This is a genomic window from Chloroflexus islandicus (assembly GCF_001650695.1).
Taxonomy (GTDB): Bacteria; Chloroflexota; Chloroflexia; order Chloroflexales; family Chloroflexaceae; genus Chloroflexus; species Chloroflexus islandicus.
This window is the reverse complement of record NZ_LWQS01000032.1, coordinates 50,716-69,907: the sequence shown is the minus strand read 5'-3', so window position 1 is coordinate 69,907 and position 19,192 is coordinate 50,716. Positions and strand designations below refer to the sequence as shown.

General features: G+C 61.5%; 16 protein-coding genes. 15 read left to right on the top strand and 1 reads right to left on the bottom strand.

Features of this window, described 5'->3' with window-relative positions; all coding sequences use genetic code 11:
* Nucleotides 1-82: 82 nt before the first annotated feature.
* A complete protein-coding gene (hypF, locus tag A6A03_RS02090) occupies nt 83-2,425 on the bottom strand; it encodes a carbamoyltransferase HypF (protein WP_245668762.1) in 2,343 nt (780 codons plus the stop codon).
* A 354-nt stretch (nt 2,426-2,779) separates the two neighbouring features.
* Here hypF and A6A03_RS02085 point away from each other — a divergent pair, with 354 nt between their 5' ends.
* The 15 genes from A6A03_RS02085 to A6A03_RS02015 all read left to right on the top strand — a co-directional run bounded on the left by A6A03_RS02085 (nt 2,780) and on the right by A6A03_RS02015 (nt 19,178).
* Nucleotides 2,780-3,643 (top strand): helical membrane plugin domain-containing protein, encoded by an 864-nt coding sequence (locus A6A03_RS02085; RefSeq protein WP_066783096.1) that lies wholly within the window; start codon nt 2,780-2,782, stop codon nt 3,641-3,643.
* A gap of 205 nt (nt 3,644-3,848) precedes the next feature.
* Nucleotides 3,849-4,193, top strand: coding sequence for a hydrogenase maturation nickel metallochaperone HypA (hypA, locus tag A6A03_RS02080; RefSeq protein WP_066783094.1), 345 nt, complete (start codon nt 3,849-3,851; stop codon nt 4,191-4,193).
* A complete protein-coding gene (gene hypB / locus A6A03_RS02075; RefSeq protein WP_066783092.1) occupies nt 4,190-4,882 on the top strand; it encodes a hydrogenase nickel incorporation protein HypB in 693 nt (230 codons plus the stop codon). The genes hypA and hypB overlap by 4 nt, the downstream gene beginning before the upstream one ends.
* Before the next feature lie 59 nt (nt 4,883-4,941).
* Nucleotides 4,942-5,913 (top strand): NADH-quinone oxidoreductase subunit B family protein, encoded by a 972-nt coding sequence (locus A6A03_RS02070; RefSeq protein WP_066783091.1) that lies wholly within the window; start codon nt 4,942-4,944, stop codon nt 5,911-5,913.
* A gap of 18 nt (nt 5,914-5,931) precedes the next feature.
* On the top strand, nt 5,932-7,569 hold the full coding sequence (locus A6A03_RS02065; RefSeq protein ID WP_082908894.1) for a nickel-dependent hydrogenase large subunit: 1,638 nt from the start codon (nt 5,932-5,934) through the stop codon (nt 7,567-7,569).
* Nucleotides 7,570-7,741: 172 nt separating this feature from the next.
* Entirely contained in the window at nt 7,742-8,263 is a 522-nt protein-coding gene (locus tag A6A03_RS20725) for a hydrogenase maturation protease (RefSeq protein ID WP_066783089.1), read from the top strand.
* Nucleotides 8,244-8,555, top strand: coding sequence for a hydrogenase maturation protease (locus A6A03_RS20720; protein ID WP_066783087.1), 312 nt, complete (start codon nt 8,244-8,246; stop codon nt 8,553-8,555). The genes A6A03_RS20725 and A6A03_RS20720 overlap by 20 nt, the downstream gene beginning before the upstream one ends.
* Entirely contained in the window at nt 8,552-9,775 is a 1,224-nt protein-coding gene (locus tag A6A03_RS02050) for a tetratricopeptide repeat protein (RefSeq protein ID WP_066783085.1), read from the top strand. Before A6A03_RS20720 ends, A6A03_RS02050 begins: the two co-directional genes overlap by 4 nt.
* A gap of 219 nt (nt 9,776-9,994) precedes the next feature.
* Complete coding sequence (locus A6A03_RS02045) at nt 9,995-10,354, top strand: hypothetical protein (RefSeq protein WP_066783083.1); 360 nt, start codon at nt 9,995-9,997, stop codon at nt 10,352-10,354.
* 29 nt (nt 10,355-10,383) lie between these two features.
* Nucleotides 10,384-11,241: a NifU family protein gene (locus A6A03_RS02040; protein ID WP_066783081.1), complete on the top strand. Its 858-nt coding sequence runs from the start codon at nt 10,384-10,386 to the stop codon at nt 11,239-11,241.
* Nucleotides 11,238-12,341 carry an NHL repeat-containing protein gene (locus A6A03_RS02035; protein ID WP_066783080.1) on the top strand — a complete coding sequence of 368 codons (1,104 nt, stop codon included), beginning with the start codon at nt 11,238-11,240 and terminating at the stop codon, nt 12,339-12,341. The genes A6A03_RS02040 and A6A03_RS02035 overlap by 4 nt, the downstream gene beginning before the upstream one ends.
* Before the next feature lie 528 nt (nt 12,342-12,869).
* Nucleotides 12,870-13,136, top strand: a complete 267-nt coding sequence (locus tag A6A03_RS02030) for a HypC/HybG/HupF family hydrogenase formation chaperone (RefSeq protein WP_066783077.1) — start codon at nt 12,870-12,872, stop codon at nt 13,134-13,136.
* Between the two features lie 197 nt (nt 13,137-13,333).
* Nucleotides 13,334-14,455: a hydrogenase formation protein HypD gene (hypD, locus tag A6A03_RS02025; RefSeq protein WP_066783075.1), complete on the top strand. Its 1,122-nt coding sequence runs from the start codon at nt 13,334-13,336 to the stop codon at nt 14,453-14,455.
* A 294-nt stretch (nt 14,456-14,749) separates the two neighbouring features.
* The gene (hypE, locus tag A6A03_RS02020) at nt 14,750-15,805 is read left to right on the top strand and encodes a hydrogenase expression/formation protein HypE (RefSeq protein ID WP_066783073.1); all 1,056 of its coding nucleotides are present in this window, start codon (nt 14,750-14,752) and stop codon (nt 15,803-15,805) included.
* A 373-nt stretch (nt 15,806-16,178) separates the two neighbouring features.
* Nucleotides 16,179-19,178 carry a leucine--tRNA ligase gene (locus tag A6A03_RS02015; protein WP_066783072.1) on the top strand — a complete coding sequence of 1,000 codons (3,000 nt, stop codon included), beginning with the start codon at nt 16,179-16,181 and terminating at the stop codon, nt 19,176-19,178.
* Nucleotides 19,179-19,192 lie beyond the last annotated feature (14 nt).

The following is a 19,192-nucleotide window of genomic DNA, read 5'->3' as shown; positions in this document are numbered from 1 at the left end:
TTGACCGCAGAGTCGCAGAGGAAAGAAGGCAACTCAAATGCTTAATCCTCACCCCATTTGTGTTGTTTGTGTCTTTTTGTGGCTATTCCATACTACAAATCGCCCCAGCCACCGCCACCTGCCCCAACGCCAACCCGCCATCGTTCGGCGGGGCAAGGCGCGGGATCAGCACCGTGAAGCCATCGGCTTGCAACGCACTGGCCAGCGTCTCGAGCAGCAAGACATTTTGAAACACGCCGCCGCTGAGAGCGACGGTCGTAAGACCGCGCTCGTCGCGCACCCGCCGGCACGCCGCCACGAGCGCCTGCGCCACGCCGTGATGCACCCGGCCTGCAATCGCTGCCGGTGCAATCCCGGCCCGCAGATCAGCGACCAGCGCCGCCAGCAACGCCAACCCGTCGAGCGTGAACGGCCCGCCGGCAATGGCCGGCTCGCGCAGCGGCATCGGGTAGGGTGGTTGCCACGGATCGGCGATCTGCTCGAAGAGAATGGCCAATTCGCCTTCGTAGCGGGCAATCTGGCCCATCCCGGCCAGCGCAGCGGCGGCATCGAACAGCCGGCCAAGGCTTGAGGTGCGCGGACTATTGAGGTTCCGTTCGATCATACGGGCCAGCACCTGCCAAGCCGCCTGATCGAGCTGGTGGGTAAACGGCAGCGCCAGCCGCCAGAAATCGGGGCCGTAGAGCTGGGCCAGCGCCGCTGCCGCCACCCGCCACGGCTGGCGCACCGCCTGTTCACCGCCGGGCAAGACCAGCCACCCCAGATGGCCCACCCGTTCGTAGGCAGCGCAGGTCGCTACCAGCACCTCACCACCCCACACCGTGCCGTCCGGCCCATAGCCGCTACCATCGGCGGCAATCCCGATCACCGGCCCGGTGTGGCCGTATTCGGCCAGCACCGCCGCGATATGGGCATGGTGGTGCTGCACGCCGATTTTGCGCTCGATCGGCATCGCCAGCGCTGCTTGGGTGGCGAGATAGCCGGGGTGGAGATCGTACGCCACTACCTCCGGCGTGATGTCAAACAACCGCTCAAAATGGGCAATCCCCTCGTGGAATGAGCGCAGGGTGGGCAGATTCTCAAGATCGCCGATGTGATGGCTCAGAAAGACCTCGCGCCCGCGGGCGAGCGCGAAGGTGTTCTTGAGATGACCGCCACAGGCGAGGATCGGGCCGGGCAGTTCGCGCGCGAGCGTGATCGGCGCCGGTGCATACCCGCGCGAGCGGCGAATGAGCAGCGGCCCGCCGGCGGCCACCCGCGCCACGCTATCGTCACAGCGCATGTGAATCGGCCGGTTGTGGGTTACGAAAGCATCGGCAATCGGCTCCAAGCGCTGGGCCGCGTCATCATCCTCGTACGCAATTGGTTCATCGCTCAGATTACCGCTGGTCAGTACGATGGCCGCCACCCGCGCTGGCCCAACCGCCGCCGCATACTCGGCCAGCAGCAGATGGTGCAACGGCGTGTACGGCAACATCACTCCCAGCGTCTGCATCCCCGGCGCAACCGATGGCGCCACCGGCGCGGCAGGCCGGCGCGGCATCAGCACGATCGGACGGGCCGGACTGGTCAGCAACGCATGCGCTGCCGGATCGATGATACACAATTGCGCAGCCGCTGCCTCATTACGGGCCATCAACGCCAATGGCCGCGCCTCGCGCTGCTTGCGCTGGCGCAACCGGCTCACCGCCGCTTCGTCATCGGCGGCGCACGCCAGATGGTAGCCACCCAACCCCTTGATCGCTACGATTTGACCTTGGGCCAAAGCCGTCGCCGCTGCTACCAACGGATCAAGACGATCACTCGTCTCACTCCCTATCTCCCCACTCCCTACTCCCCGCGCAAACCGCACCTGCGGCCCACACGCCGGGCACGCGGTTGGCTGGGCATGAAACCGGCGATCGCGCGGATCGTCGTACTCGGCCCGGCACTGTTCGCAGAGCGGAAAGCTGCGCATCGTGGTATTGGCGCGGTCGTAGGGCACATCGAGCACAATCGTAAAGCGGGGGCCGCAGTTGGTGCAGTTGGTGAAGGCGTAACGGTAGCGCCGGTCGGCGGGATCAGTGATCTCACGCAGGCAATCGGCGCAGGTGGCGGTATCGGGTGCGATCAGGGTGCGGCGCTGGGCCTGCGCTTGGCTAGCTGCAATTACAAACGCGCGCTCGCCTGCTAACGCCAACGGCTCGATACTCACCTGCTCGATGCGGGCCAACGGCGGCGCTTCGCGTTGCAATGCCGTCACAAACTCGTGCAGCGCGCGCTCCTCACCCTCGATCTCAATCGTCACCCCGGCGCTATCATTACGCACAAACCCGGCCAGCCCCCAACGTTCCGCCAAGCCAAACACAAAGGGCCGGAAGCCGACCCCCTGCACAATCCCGCGTACATTCACCCGCCAGCGCCGCTGCTGGGGGTTGGTTATCATTTGCTCCATCATTGTTATGTTTAGTCAAAACACAAGGGCACAACTGCCAGCCGTCTACCCGCCCTACCGGCTATCGCTCCGATCCCAACATTTTGATGCAACGTCACTTGCGCTATCACTGTAGCACGCATCCCCATTTTGCACAAGATAATTCCGAACACTTGCACCGCTATCATAACCAAAGGTTATGAAGTTATCACTTGACGTTAATGATTCGCGACCGCTATAATTCGTACCAACAATCACGTTTTACGCATCACCATCGGCCAAGCCGCCACACTTCGGGTTTCTCTGCTTGCCACAATGTGTTTGTGAATTTGGTTTCGCTACTGTCACCCTTGTATGAGGAGCGCAATGAGCAGCAATGGCGCCGCCACGTATGCCGACCGTCCGCTGAACGCCGCCGCGTTACTCGACCGGCTCAACGAACCGCAGACGGCTGCCGCGTTACACCGCTTGCTTGACCACGCCGAGTTGTTGGCTTTTTCCGCCGGCGCGGTTGACAGCCTGTTGCAACGCGGTGAAGTGATCGCTGATAATGTAGCAGCCAGCGTGCAAGAACTGCGCGCGGCGCTGCCGGCGGAGAGCGGCGAATTGGCCGGCCAATTGGTGCGGCTAGCGCGCACGCTGCCGCAGTTGACCGATACGGTCGAGCAACTCGCCACGCTCACCGGCCAGCCGGCCTTTCAACGCTTGCTCGTCACCCTCAGCAAACCGCAAACCCTCGCGGCGCTTGACCGGTTGCTCGGCCAGAGCGAGTTGCTCGCCTTCCTCGTCAGCGCGCTCGATCACCTGTTGGCGCGCGGCGATGAGTTGACCGAGAATGTCCGTAGTTCGGTCGAAGAGTTGCGCGCGGTGATGGCTGCCAGCGCAATTACGCCCGATAAGCTGGTCGATGCACTGATCACCTTCTTGCCCTACTTCCCGCGCCTCGTGGCAGTGGCGCCCAACTTTATCCGCGTGATCGAGAAGATCGAACCGTTTATCGCTTCCGAAGAGTTCGATGCGCTGCTCGACTCCGGCGTTTTCCATCCCGATACCGTCCAACTGGTCGGCGAAGCCGGCGACGCTTTCGTCGCCAGCCGCGAGGCGCTGCGCCAATCTCCCAAGCCGGTTGGTCTGTTTGGCCTGCTCCGCGCCTTGCGCGATCCCGATGTGCAGCGCGCCGCCGGCCTGATTGTCGAATTTGGCCGCCGGTTCGGCAGTTCGTTGAAGTGAAGGAACGCCAAGACGCTAAGGAATCAAACGCCAAGACGCTAAGACGCAAAGGGTTTGTTGAGTAAGAGTACTGCTATGCTTAAGCCAAAACCCAAAAAAATCTCTGCGATCTTCGCGCCTTTGCGTTAAAAACTTCGCGCCTTTGCTCGCTCTGCGCCTTTGCGTTAAACCATTTGCTCACTCTGCGCCTGTACGTTCAAACCCTATGCACGAGTTATCGATTGCGCACAACATTGTCAATATCGCCAGCACTGCCGCTGCCGAAGCCGGCGCCGAGGAGATTAGCGTTGTTCACTTGCGGATTGGCGCGCTAGCCGGTGTAGTCGCCGATGCGCTTCGGTTCAGTTTTGCGATTGCCGCCGAAGGCACTCCGCTGGCGAATGCCGAATTGATCATCGAAGAGGTGCCGGTGACGGTCTTTTGCCCCACCTGCAACACCGAAGTAACCTTACCGAACCCGCGCTTGTTCCGTTGCCCGCAGTGTGGCCAACCCTCCGGCCAGATCGTTCACGGGCGTGAATTGGAATTGGTGGCATTGGAGACGCCATGAGTTACGAAGCCAAACGGTTAATCGAAATTCGACAAGGTGTATTGAGCAAGAACGATCAACTCGCCGCCGAGCTGCGCAGCCGCTTTCACGCCGCCGGTGTGTTTGTGGTCAATCTGCTCTCGAGCCCCGGCGCTGGCAAGACCAGCCTGCTCGAGGCGACGATGCGCGCACTGCTGGCCGAGTACCGGGTAGCGGCGTTGGTCGGCGACCTTGCCACCGATAACGATGCCCGCCGGCTGGCGCGCAGCGGCGGTTTGGTGCGCCAGATTCAGACCGGCGATATGTGCCATCTTGAGGCCGATATTGTGGCCCGTCACCTCGAAGGCTGGGACTTGCACGAGCTTGATCTCCTGTTTATCGAGAATGTCGGCAATTTGGTCTGCCCATCAGGCTACGACCTCGGCGAGGCGACGCGGGTGGTGTTGCTGTCAACTACCGAGGGCGAAGATAAACCGCTGAAGTATCCGTCTACCTTTGCGACCGCTGATGCGGTGCTGCTGACCAAGATGGATCTGGCCGAGCCGGTGGGGTTTGATCGCGCCCAAGCCGAAGCAAACATCCGCGCGGTCAACCCGCTCGCGCCGATCATCGCTACCTCGGCCCGCCGCGAGGGTGGTCTCGACGAGTGGCTAGCATGGCTGCGTGAGCGCGTCACGATGCAAAAGGAGCAGAGGCGTAGCAGTGGTTGATATCGGGGAAAAGCGTAGTGGTTGGTTGTGAGTGAGGAAGACCATAAGGAGGCGATTCGATGGCAACATTGCTCTGGCTGCAGGGTGGCGCCTGTAGCGGCAACACGATGTCGTTCCTGAACGCCGAGGAACCCAGCGCCTGCGATCTCGTGACCGATTTCGGCATCGAGATCCTCTGGCACCCTTCGTTGGGCATGGAGTTGGGCGAAAACGCGAAGCGGATTTTCCACGATTGCGCCAACGGCACGCGCCCGCTCGATATCTTTGTCTTTGAAGGGTCGGTGATACAGGCGCCGAACGGCACTGGCCGCTACAACATGTTCGCTGATCGCCCGATGCAAGAGTGGGTGCGCGAGTTGGCTGCGCAGGCCAGCATTGTGGTCGCGATCGGCGATTGCGCCTGCTGGGGCGGCATCCCGGCCATGGCTCCCAACCCTAGCCAGTCCACCGGTCTCCAGTTCCACAAGCGCGAACTCGGCGGCTTCCTTGGCCCGAACTGGCGCTCGAAGGCCGGCTTGCCGGTGATCAACATTCCCGGCTGCCCTGCCCATCCCGACTGGGTGACGCAGATTCTGGTCGCCGTTGCCAGTGGCCGCGCTGCCGACATCGCGCTCGATGACTTGCAACGTCCGCAGACTTTCTTCACCAGCTTCACCCAAACTGGCTGCACCCGCGTGCAGTTCTTTGAGTACAAGCAATCGACGCTCGAATTCGGGCAGGGCACTCGCACCGGCTGCCTCTTCTACGAGTTTGGCTGCCGCGGCCCAATGACCCGCTCGCCCTGCAACCGTATCCTTTGGAATCGGCAGTCATCGAAGACCCGCGCCGGTATGCCCTGCACCGGCTGCACCGAGCCAGAGTTCCCCTTCTTCGATCTGGCCCCCGGTACCGTCTTCAAGACCCAAAAGATCAGCGGCGCGATTCCGAAGGAAGTGCCAACCGGCACCGATCCGGTCAGCTATATGGCACTAGCGGCGGCGGCGCGGGTGGCAGCGCCAAAGTGGGCAAAAGAGGATATGTTTGTTGTATAAGCTAGGGAGAAGCTGGCAATGGTCAATATTATCGAGAATCCGGCAACGATCACCGGGCGCGATCTGCGCATCAGCCCGCTTGGCCGCGTCGAGGGAGACCTCGACTTGCGGGTCACGATCCGCGATGGGGTGGTGACCAGCGCATGGACTGAGGCCTCGATGTTTCGCGGCTTTGAGATCATTCTGAAGGGGAAGGATCCGCAGGCCGGCTTGATCGTTACGCCGCGCATCTGCGGCATCTGCGGCGGCAGCCACTTGACCAAGGCGGTCTATGCCCTCGATACGGCATGGCACACTGAATTGCCGCCCAATGCGACCCTGATTCGCAATATTGCGCAAGCCTGCGAGACGCTGCAAAGCATTCCGCGCTGGTTCTACGCCCTGTTTGCGATTGACCTGACCAACAAGAAGTACGCCCATCTGCCCGAATACGATGAGGCGGTGCGCCGGTTCGCCCCCTTTGTCGGCACCAGTTATGAGCACGGTGTGACGCTCTCGAATAAGCCGGTCGAGATTTACGCTATCTTCGGCGGCCAGTGGCCCCACTCCAGCTTCATGATCCCCGGCGGCGTGATGTGCGCGCCGACGCTGGCTGATGTCACCCGCGCCATCGCCATCCTCGAATACTGGAAGGATGAGTGGCTGGAGAAGAAGTGGCTCGGTTGCTCAGTCGATCGCTGGCTGCAGAACAAGAGTTGGGCCGATGTGATGGAGTGGATGCACGAGAACGAGCGCCACTACAACTCGGACTGCGGCTTCTTCATCCGCTTTGCGATGGCCGCTGGTCTTGACAAGTATGGTGCTGGCTGGAATAACTACATTGCCACCGGCACCTATTTCCACCCCGAAATCTATGCCCGTCCGACGATCGAGGGGCGCAACGCGGCCCTGATCGCGCGCTCCGGCGTGTATGTCAACGGCCAGTTCTACGATTTCGATCAGGCCAACGTGCGCGAAGACGTGACCCACTCGTTCTACGAGGGCAGCCACGCCCTGCACCCGTTTGAAGGGCGCACCGAGCCGATCGACCCCGATGTTGGCCGCCGGCAGGGTAAGTATACGTGGGCCAAAGCGCCGCGCTACCTCATCCCCGGCGTCGGCAGCCACCCGGTCGAGGCCGGCCCGCTGGCCCGGCAGGTGATTGCAGGCCGCCCCGGCGCCGCTGATTGGCAAGACTACGATCCGCTCTTCCTCGATGCGGTGACGACGGTTGGGCCGAGTGTGTTGGTGCGGGTGATGGCCCGGATGCACGAAGCGCCCAAGTATTACAAGCTGGTGCGCAAGTGGCTTGACCAGATCAATCTGCACGAGAAGTTTTATATCAAGCCGAAGGAACTGCCCGAAGGGCGCGGGTTTGGTTCGACCGAAGCCGCTCGCGGCAGTCTTTCAGACTGGATCGTGCTCAAGGACGGCAAGATCGAGAATTATCAGGTGGTGACGCCGACAGCGTGGAACATCGGGCCACGCGATGGCCGCGATGTCAACGGGCCGATGGAGCAATCGTTCCTCGGCGCGCCGATTGCCGATCCCAATGATCCGGTCGAACTCGGCCATGTGGCGCGGAGCTACGACTCGTGCCTCGTCTGTACGGTGCATGCCTACGACGAAAAGACCGGCAAAGAGTTGGCACGGTTCCGCATTGGTGAAGGCGCGTAGCAGGGGCAAGCGCGCAAGGACGTCTGCGCCGGTGGTTGGGGCAATCGCCGGCGCAGACGAACCCGCGTTGCTCAGGCTGGAGTGATAGACATGCTGATTATGGAGTGCGGCAGTTAGACTGCCGCACTCCAAAAAGACAAATCTCTCGTCTTTATCGCTAGATCATGATGTCATGCATGAACAACTCCTGATCATCGGCTGTGGCAACCTGTTACGTGGCGACGATGCGGTCGGGCCGGTATTGGTGCGGCGCTTGCTCGAACTCGGCCTGCCGCCCGGCGTTGGCGTAGCCGATGCCGGCACCAGCGGGATGGATGTCGCTTTCCGTATGCGCGGGATCGAGAACGTGATTTTGGTTGACGCCGCTTGCACCGGCGCCGAACCCGGCACCATCTATGCGGTGCCGGGTTCGGTTGTTGAGCAGTTACCGCCGCTGACCGGCATTAACCTGCACGCTTTCCGCTGGGATCACGCGCTGGCGTTTGGCCGCTGGCTGCTCAAAGATGCGTATCCGCGCTCAGTGCAGGTGTATTTAATCGAGGGTACCGACTTTACCATCGGCGCGCCGCTGAGCCCAGCGGTTGCCGCGCGGATGGAGGATTTGGCCCAGCACTTGAGCCGCAACCCGTGGCAGCCGTACCTTGGCCATCGCATTGTTGATGAAGACAGAGACAATGGAGAGCTGGCTGCTTGAATTGACGGCGCAAGGCTATTTGCATCTGCCGGCGGCGTTGGCGCAACGCTACTTTCCCGCCGATTTGCTGGTGGCGTTGCCGCGTGATGGCGAAATTTGGCTAGCGCCGTTGCGCGGGCCGGCAGCCGGCGGCTTGTTGTTGAAGCAACGCAATGCCCGCGGCGACCGGAGTGTCTTGATTTGGGAAGTTTTGCCGCCGGCAACGCCGCCCGGCCCGCGCCGCGCCGTGTGGGATGACGATCACGGCGTGTTGCGGATGGCATTGTCGCCAGAACCGGAGCATACTCTATGAATCATCTTGCTGTGCGTCCACAACCGTTAGGCATTTTCGCCCTTCCTGCCGGCTATTTAGTCTTGCCGCCGAGCGACAAGCCCGCCGCCGGCCCGGCCTTAGCCGCTCTGCTGCGCGGCGAAATCCCGGCTGAATGGCCGCCGGAATGGCGCTTCTACGCTCACGCGCTGGCCGGCGAGGTCACGGCGGCGCTAGCGGCATTACCGCCGAGCACTGATCTCGTGACTCGCTACAACCGCTATGTGTTGGCCGGCTCCCACGCTGATGACTTGATGCTCCATACCCTGCTCGATGGCGAATTGGCGTGCTTGCAAGGGGTGGCGGCCTTTACGATGGGCCATCGCCGCGAACCGCCGCCGCTCGCTGGCGCGACCGGTGAGGTGCGTGCGCTGGTGCTGGTTGCCCACGCCGCAGCGGCGATCGAGCAGGGTGACATTCCCGCCGCTGACCGGCATTTTGCCGAGGCGATTGCGGCTGCCGCTCCCGTCTCGCCGGCGCTGGCCGGCCAGATCGCGCTCAACCGGGCCGAGCTAGCGATGCAACATGGCGGCGAGCTGGCGCTGATCACACGCTGGTTGCAGCAAGCGATCGACTACATTCCGCCTGAAAACCTCTCGGAAGTGCGCGCCCGCGCGGCGGCGCAACTGGGCCAACTGCTGCAAGAGCATGCCAATGGCCAGCGCGGGCCATTGCAAGCTGCCGTGCGCTGCTACCAAGAGGCGCTCCGTTTCTACCGGCGCGAGACCCATCCGCTGGAGTTTGCTTTCATCCAGAACAATCTGGCGCTAGCCTACCTCGCCATGCCGATGACCGAAGCCGGCGACCGGTTGCGCGGCGCGATTGCGGTGCAGGCGCTGCGCGCGGCGCTCAGCGTCTACGATCCCGACCAGCATCCGCACGAGTGGACGAGCGCCCGCCTCAATTTGGCGAACGCGCTGCAATACGTTCACTCGGCCCGTCCAGCCGAGCATCTGCTCGAAGCGGTGGCGATTTACGAAGACCTGTTGCAGCGGCGCGATCCGGCTGCCGATCCGGCTGGCTATGCCCGCATTTTGGCCAATCTGGGCAATGCCCTCGCTCATCTCGGCATCTTCGCCGAAGCCCGCGAACGGTTGCTGCAAGCCGAGCAACTCTTTGCCCAGATCGGTGATGAGCCGGCGATCATGACGGTGCGCGAGTTGTTGGCGAATATCGATCAACACGAAGCCGTCGGAAAGTAGAGCCGGACGGCTGTCCGGCTCCATTAGGCGCAAAGAACGCAAAGGTGGTTAACGCAAAGGCGCGAAGATCGCAAAGATTTTTTATAGTTTTACTACAAGCCGTACTGATTGACCAACATCCAAAACCAAAACCTTTGCGCACCTTCGCGCACCTTTGCGCCTCTGCGTTCTAGAATCTCTGCGTCTCTGCTCTCTTTGCGTCTTTATGTTGAGAAGGGTATGGAAGCATTCCAACGCCAACAATTTGATTTGCTGCTGATGATGGCAACCGAACGGTTCGTCGAGCGGATCGTCGAGCGCTGCGCCGGCCCCGAATCGGCCTTGACCCGCTTGCGCGCCGATCCGCAAGGCGAGGGGATCTGGCTTGATCGGTTCGTTACGGCGATCTTCCAAGATTTTTTGCTCGACAATCCGGCAGGGGCGTGTTTTGTCCTGCAAGCGTTGAGCGGACGCGCGCTGCCGTCACCGCCGGCCGGCAAGATTGAGGCGATGCTGCAAACGATGGCGCGCCAAGCGTTCGCCGAGCTGTTGCTGCTGCGCAGCGAAGAGGCGCTTGAGCAGATGATTGGATACAGTTGATGGTACGATGACGAGATATCGAGATACTTATGACCCAATCACTCACCGTTGCCGATGAACTCGAACAAGCCGCTGCGCGGGTTGATGCGGCGGTGGCTGCCGTCGCCAAGCTCGAACCGGCGGCCCAGACCGCCGCTACCGAGTTGAAACAGGCCATTGAGGCCTTTCATAAACTGGCTCTCACCACGATTGTTCGCCGGCTCAAGCAAGACCCGCGCGGCAAAGAGTTGTTGCTCGAATTGGTCGAAGACCCCGCTGTTTACGCGCTGCTGGTGATGCACGGCATTGTGCGCGCCGACCCGCTCACCCGCGCCCGCCGCGTGCTCGACGGCGCGCGCCCCTATATGCAGTCGCACGGCGGCGATGCCGAGTTGGTTGATGTGCGCGACGGCGTGGCGTATGTGCGCTTGCATGGCTCGTGCAACGGCTGTTCGCTCTCAGCCTTTACCTTGCGCAAGCATGTCGAAGAGGCGCTGTTGCGCGAGGTGCCGGAAATCACCCGCCTCGAAGTGATCAACGATCAAGCGACCCCGGCCATTCTCCGCACCGAAGCGCAGGAAGCGCCGGCCATCGAGAAGGGATGGCTGCGCGGCCCTGCCGTCGCCGAGGTGCCGCCCGGCCAAATGGTGAGTTTCGCCACCGAACGCGGCAGCGTGCTGATCGTCAATCTGGCCAACCGGCTGAGCGCCTACCGCAACGCCTGCGCCCATCAAGGCCGCCCGCTCGATGGCGGGATGCTTGACCCTGACGCTGGCACGCTGACCTGTCCATGGCACGGCTTCTGTTTCGATGTCCAGAGCGGCGAATGCCTAACTGCGCCGCAAGCGCAGCTTGAGCCGTTCCCGCTCCGGGTTGTTGATGGCATCATTTGGGTGCGACCGCAATGATGGCAAGCAAAACAGTTCGCTGGCTGGGTGCGCCAGCGCCGGGTGGGTTGGCGCTACCGGCGGCCAATCCGACCCCTACCCATCTCTATGCGCCGCGCGGCGTCTATCTCGATGACGAGCGGCTGATTGTGGTTGATTCGGGCAACCATCGCGTCTTGATCTGGCACGGCTTTCCAACCCATGATCACCAACCGGCTGATGTGGTGCTCGGCCAGCCCGATTTCTTCCACGAAGGGCCGCGCGCTGCCGGTCACGGCCCCGCTAACGGCTTCCATTTGCCGACCGGCGTGACCGTTGCGGAAGGAAGAATCTACCTTGCCGATGCGTGGCATCATCGGGTATTATGTTGGCATCGCATTCCCGATCGATCTGGCACGCCGCCTGATAGTGTAATCGGGCAAGACTCGTTGCTTGATATCGAGCCGAACCGCGGCGGCGCGGCTAGCCCGCAAACGCTCTACTGGCCGTATGGCGTGGCGTGGATCAATGGCTGGTTGTATATTGCTGATACCGGCAACCGGCGGGTGCTGGGTTGGCATGGGTTGCCGGAACGCGACCAGCCGCCCGACCTCATCCTCGGCCAGCCCGATCCGTGCAGCAACGCCGAAAATCGCGGCGGCCCGCCGGCAGCCAACAGTTTTCGTTGGCCGTACGCTGTCGCCGGCGATGGCGCAACGTTGTACGTCGTTGATGCCGGCAACCATCGTGTGTTGGGATGGACGCCGCCGCCAACAACTGATCGGCCCGCCGATCTGGTGCTGGGACAAGCAGATCTGCAGAGTGCGTTTGAACAACCGCACGTGCCGCAGGGAGCGCACCGGCTCCGCTTTCCGTATGCGGCAGCCTGCGCCGGCGACCGGTTGTTTGTGGCCGACACCGCCAACAATCGCGTGCTGCTTTGGCAACCCATCCCGCGCGTGGGGGCCGGCCTGCCGGCGCAAGCGGTCTACGGCCAGTACAATTTTGCCGATAGCGGCGAAAATCGCTGGCAAGCCGTCGGCCCCGATACGCTCTGCTGGCCCTATGGTCTCTGCGCGCATCGCCAGTGGCTGGCGATCGCCGACTCAGGCAATAATCGGGTCTTGATTTGGGAGGTGTAAGGGACGCACAGCCGCAAAGGACGCTGAAGTTGCCAACGCTCACGATCCAGCCATATAAAAAATCTTTGCGCCCTTCGCGTTCTCTGCGCCTTTGCGTTAACCATCTTTGCGCCTTTGCTCACTAGTAGCGAGCGTTCGCCGGCTCAGGCAATAATCGGGTCTTGATTTGGGAGGTGTAAGGGACGCACAGCCGCCAAAACGCAAAGGACGCTGAAGTTGCCAACACCCACGATCCAGCTACATAAAAAACCTTTGCGCCCTTCGCGTTCTTCGCGCCTTTGCGTTAACCATCTTTGCGCCTTTGCTCACTAGTAGCGAGCGTTCGCCGGCTCAGGCAATAATCGGGTCTTGATTTGGGAGGTGTAAGGGACGCACAGCCGCCAAAACGCAAAGGACGCTGAAGTTGCCAACACCCACGATCCAGCTACATAAAAAACCTTTGCGCCCTTCGCGTTCTCTGCGCCTTTGCGTTAACCATCTTTGCGCCTTTGCCCGCTCTGCGCCTTCACAGGTTGAAAGGAATTGCGTATGTGTCTCGGCATTCCCGGTCGCATCATCGAAATCTATGACAACGGCCTCACCCGGATGGGCAAGGTTGATTTCAACGGTATCGTCAAAGAGGTATGTCTCGCCTACCTGCCCGATCTGCAAGTTGGTGATTATACGATCGTGCATGTGGGTTTTGCGATTACTCGCCTCGATGAGGAATCAGCGCGCGAAACGCTTGCTCTCTTCCAGTCGCTCGGCGTGCTTGAAGAGGAACTTAATCCCGATGAATCGCACGAACCCGTATGAGGCAAAGGCGCAAAGTGAGCAAAAGCGCAGAGATTCGACACGCAAAGACGCAAAGGACGCCAAGGATTTTTATATTGGCGGCATAAGCGTGGTGACAGCCCCATTCATAGAAAAACTTCGCGTCCTTCGCGCCTTTGCGTTAACAACCTTTGCCTCTCTGCCCCCTTTGCGGCTACGCATTGAATGGAGAGCATGCGATGAAATATCTTGACGAGTTTCGCGATCCTGATTTGGCTCGCCGCCTGTTCGATCAGATCCGGCGTATCACCACCCGGCACTGGGCAATTATGGAGGTGTGCGGCGGCCAGACCCATTCGATCATTCGCAACGGCATCGACCAGTTGCTGCCGCCGGAAATCGAGCTGATCCACGGCCCCGGCTGCCCGGTCTGCGTCACGCCGCTCGAGATTATCGACAAGGCGCTCGCCATTGCCGCCCAACCCGGCGTGATCTTCTGCTCGTTCGGCGATATGCTGCGCGTGCCCGGCAGTCGTAAAGACCTCTTCCGCATCAAGAGCGAAGGCGGCGATGTGCGGATTGTTTACTCGCCGCTCGATGCGGTCAAGCTGGCCCAGCAACACCCTGACCGCCAAGTCGTCTTCTTTGCCATCGGCTTCGAGACCACTGCTCCCGCCAACGCGATGGCGGTCTATCAGGCGGCCCGTCTCGGCCTCAAGAATTTTTCGATGCTGGTTTCGCATGTGTTGGTGCCGCCGGCCATCAGCGCGATTATGGAATCGCCCACCAACCGCGTCCAAGGCTTTCTCGCCGCCGGCCACGTCTGTAGCGTGATGGGTACCGACGAGTACCGTCCGCTGGTCGAGAAATACCGCGTGCCGATCGTCGTTACCGGCTTCGAGCCGCTCGATGTGCTCGAAGGGATTCGCCGCGTGATCCTCCAGCTTGAGCAGGGCCGCGCCGAACTCGACAACGCCTACGAGCGAGCGGTTCGCCCCGAAGGCAACGTCGCCGCCAAACAGATGCTAGCCGATGTCTTCACCGTCACCGACCGGGCATGGCGCGGGATCGGCGTCATTCCGCGCAGCGGCTGGCGACTGAGTGAACGCTATGCCGAATTCGACGCTGAGCGCCGCTTCGACGTGAGCGACATCCAGACCGCCGAGTCGACCCTCTGCCGCAGCGGTGAGGTGTTGCAAGGCTTGCTCAAGCCTAACCAATGCCCGGCGTTCGGCAAAGAATGCACCCCACGCACCCCGCTCGGTGCAACAATGGTATCAAGCGAAGGGGCCTGCGCAGCCTATTATCAGTATGGCCGGTTTGTACCGGCGAACACGATCGGCGTGGCATCGTCACCCTAAGGCGCAGAGCGATCATCAGTAGAGCCGGACGGCTGTCCGGCTTGGCAAAGGCGTAGAGGCGGATACACGCAGAGACGCAAAGACGCTAAGGATTTGGGTGGATCTGTATAAGTGTGGCAATATCCTTGCCCTGTATACGATAAAGATGAATACGATGTCGTGTCCACCAACCACCGCCCTAACAACACCATCCCATCCCAAACCTCTGCGCTCTTTGCGTCCTCTGCGTCTTTGCGTTTATCATCCTTTGCGTCTTCGCCCCCTCTGCGCCTTGATGGTTAAGGATTGCACCCTATGACCGCACCACTCGACTTTAGCAACTGGGTCTGCCCGGCGCCGTTACGTGACTATCCGGCCATCGTAATGGGTCACGGCGCCGGCGGCAAACTCTCGGCTGAACTGATTAACCACCTCTTCCTGCCCGCGTTTGGCGGCCCGCGCGGCCCGCTCACCGACGCTGCCCGCATCGAGATTGGCGGCGCGCGGTTAGCGATCTCAACCGACAGCTTCGTTGTGCGCCCGCTCTTCTTCCCCGGCGGCAACATCGGCGAACTGGCCGTCAACGGCACCATCAACGATATTGCTATGATGGGAGCACAGCCGCTAGCGTTGACCGCCAGCTTCATTCTTGAAGAGGGCATGCCGCTCGATCAACTCGGTGTGATCGCCGAGAGCATGGGTCGCGCTGCCCAGCAGGCCGGCGTTACCCTCATCGCTGGCGACACCAAAGTGGTCGATCGCGGTCACGGCGACGGCGTGTTCATTACCACCACCGGCTTCGGCCTCATCCCGGCAGGCGTGAATATCGGCCCGGAACAAGCCCGTCCCGGCGACGCGATCATCGTCAGCGGGCCGATTGGCTTGCACGGCGTCGCCATCCTCAGTGTGCGCGAAGGGATCGAATTTGGCGCACCGGTGGTCTCTGACACCGCTGCGCTGCACAGCCTCGTCAGCGCCATGCTCGCCAGCGGCGCCCGCATCCACACCCTGCGCGACCCCACCCGTGGCGGCGTCGCTGCCGCGCTCAACGAGATTGCTGCCGATGCCCAGATCGGCATCGAAATCGTCGAGCGCGACGTTCCAGTGCCGCCCGCCGTCCAAGCCGCCTGCGAACTGCTCGGTATGGATCCGCTCCACATCGCTAACGAGGGCAAACTCATCGCCTTCGTTGCACGCGATGACGCCGAGCGTCTGCTAGCCGCTATGCGCGCTCACCCGTTGGGCCGCGACGCTACCCTGATCGGCTACGCCACCGCTGACCACCCCGGCGTGGTCGTGGCCCGCACCGGCATCGGCGGTATGCGCGTGGTTGACACCCTCGTCGGCGAACAACTGCCGCGTATCTGTTAGTGGTAGAGGCGCAAAGCGGGCAAAGCCGCAGAGAATGATAAACGCAAAGACGCAAAGGTCGCGAAGGTCGCAGAGATGGGTATGAAGGTTGGGGCAAGCGAGTCTATTAGCTCCCCACAAAATCTTTGCGTCCTTTGCGTGCTTCGCGCCTTTGCGTTGAGCCTCTTTGCGCCTTTGCTCCCTCTGCGCCTTTGCGTTAACCGTCTCTGCCCCCCTCTGCGCCTTTTTTTGCTATAATGCAGCAAGACGCTTCGCTTTTGCACCGTGAAAGGAGGTGAGCGCATGGCCGACTCTAGCCTTGATGGCCTTAGTAATGGTCCAATTGTCAATTTGATCCGTCTTTGCATGCTCACCTCAAGAGGTATTGAATCGTATGAGCGACACCAAAACCGACAAGACTCAGATTGAACGCTACGATCCCGCCGCGATCGAGGCCAAGTGGCAGGCCAAGTGGGCCGCCGACCAGCTCTACCGTACCCCGCCGATCGATCCCGCCAAACCAAAATATTACGTGCTCGATTTCTACCCCTACCCCAGCGGTGACGGCCTTAGCGTCGGGCACTGCCGCAACTACGTGCCCACCGATGTCATCGCCCGCTATTACCGCATGCGCGGCTACAATGTGCTGCACCCGATGGGGTGGGACGCCTTCGGCCTGCCGACCGAGAATGCGGCGATTAAGACCAAAACCAACCCCGCCGTGCTCACTCGCCGCTACAGCGCCAATTACAAGCGCCAGATGAATATGCTCGGCCTGAGCTACGACTGGGATCGCGAGATTACCTCCTCTGAACCTGATTATTATCACTGGACGCAGTGGATTTTCTTGCGCCTGTACCAGTCGTGGTACGACCGGCGAGTCGACAAGGCCCGCCCGATCAGCGAGCTGGAAGCGGAGTTGGCTGAGTATGGCACCAGCCGGCTCGATCTGGCCTTGACCGACCCGCAGGTGACAGCAGAGGAGTGGCGCGCGGCGACACCACTGCAACGCCAAGAGATTTTGCGCCGTTTTCGCTTGGCTTATCGCGGTGAAGCGGTGGTGAATTGGGATCCGGTTGATAAGACGGTGCTGGCCAACGAAGAGGTGCTGCCCGATGGCACCGCATGGCGGAGCGGGGCTAAGGTTGAGCGCAAGGTGCTCAAGCAGTGGTTCTTCCGCATCACCGCTTACGCCGACCGGCTCGACCGCGATCTAGATACGGTTGATTGGCCGGAGCGGATCGTCACTATGCAGCGCAACTGGATCGGGCGCTCGCGTGGCGCCGAGGTGGTCTTCCACACCGAGGCTGGCGATCCGATTATCGTCTTTACGACGCGCCCTGACACGTTGTGGGGGGCGACCTTCATGGTGCTCTCGCCTGAGCACCCGCTGGTGGCGAAGGTGACGGCCGCAGGGCAGCGCGCGCAGGTCGAGGCGTATGTCGAACAGGCGCGCCATCGTCCGACCACGACCGCCGTGGCGGAAGAGAAAGAAAAGACTGGCGTCTGGACAGGTAGCTATGCGATTAATCCGGTCAACGGCGCGCGGATTCCGATCTGGATCGCCGATTATGTCTTGATGGGGTACGGTACCGGCGCGATTATGGCTGTGCCGGCCCACGACGAGCGTGACTTCGCCTTTGCGCTGAAATACGATCTGCCGATCATTCCGGTCATCAGCCGGCCCGATAACGCCGCTCGCTCGCTGCTGCGCGCCGAGACGATTGCTGCCGATACTGCCGATGCCTTGCGCGCCGCCGGCTTCACCGTTACCACCCAAGATGACGGCAATCTGCTGGTCGAGCTGTCCGGCGATCGAGCGCGTGAGTACGCTGCCATCGTGCAGCCGCGCCTGTGCAACGGCTGGACGGAAGTGGCCGGGTCGGGTTGGCTGTTCATCTTCCCCGATGCAGTGTTCGATCTTGACTCGATCGCTGCCGATGAACAGATCACCACGCGCTTGCGCGCTGCGACCGGCAACGCCGAGATTCCGTCGGTAATGGCCTATCTGCACTCGATTCCCGCCTATCGTGACCTGATCTACCACGATGAACTCGGCACGCCGATTCACTCTGGCCCGATCAACGGCGCTCCCGCCGATCAGGCCATCGAGCAGACGATCGCCTACCTCGAACAACAGGGCATTGGCAAAGGCCGCACCAACTACAAGATGCGCGACTGGCTAATCAGCCGCCAACGCTACTGGGGCACGCCGATCCCGATTGTCCACCGCGAAGACGGGTTGGAAGTCGCGCTCAGCGATGATGCCCTGCCGCTCACCCTGCCCAACGTCGAGAGCTATGAACCGACGGCGACCGGCGAGTCGCCGCTGGCCCTGATCGATGACTGGGTGAATGTGACCCTGCCCGACGGCAGCCGGGGCCGGCGCGAGACCGATACTATGGGAACGTTCGCCTGCTCGTCGTGGTACTTCCTGCGCTTCGCCGACAACCACAACGACAAGGCGCTGGCGAGCCCTGAGGCGCTTGACTACTGGTTGCCGGTTGACATGTACGTCGGCGGGGCCGAGCACGCCGTTATGCACCTGCTCTACGCCCGCTTCTGGACGAAGGTGCTCTACGATTTGGGAGTGGTCAAGTTCTTTGAACCGTTCACCCGTCTGCGCAATCAGGGCCTCATTCTGGCTCCGCCGCGCGAGGTTGATGGCCAGATCATCATCGAGAAGATGTCGAAGTCGAAGGGCAATGTCATCACTCCCGACGAGGTGGTGGCCGAGCACGGCGCTGACGCGCTGCGTGGCTACGAGGCCTTCATCTCCGACTTCGAGCTGTCGGTGCCGTGGAACACCGACGGTGTGCCCGGCGTCAAGCGCTGGCTCGACCGGGTATGGCGGATTGTGCTCTACCCCACCGCTGAACGCAGCCAAAGCAACGCCACTATGAGCGAGCGCCAGTTGCGGCGCGTGGCCCACCAGACCATCCAGCGCGTTGAGAATGACATCTTGAACTTTAAGTTCAACACCATGGTTGCCGCACTGATGGAGTTTACTAATACGCTGTACCGCGCGCGTGACGCTGGCTTGACCGGCGCCCCGGCGTGGAACGAGGCGATCGAAATCCTGCTCTTGCTGATGGCGCCGATCACGCCGCACATCGCGGAAGAGCTATGGATGCGGCTTGGCAAGCCGTACAGCATCCACCAGCAACGCTGGCCGGTCGCCGACCCCGCCGTCGCCGCCGAGGAAGAGGTCGAAATCGTCTTCCAAGTCAACGGCAAGGTGCGCGGCAAGCTGACTGTGCCGGTCGAGATTGACGAAGCGCAGTTGCGTGAATTGGCCCTGAAGAACGAACGGGTGCAGCAATTTATCAACGGCAAACCGATCCGGAATGTCGTTGTGGTTCCCGGACGGTTAGTGAACGTCGTGGTTGGGTAATTCGTCGTTATGGC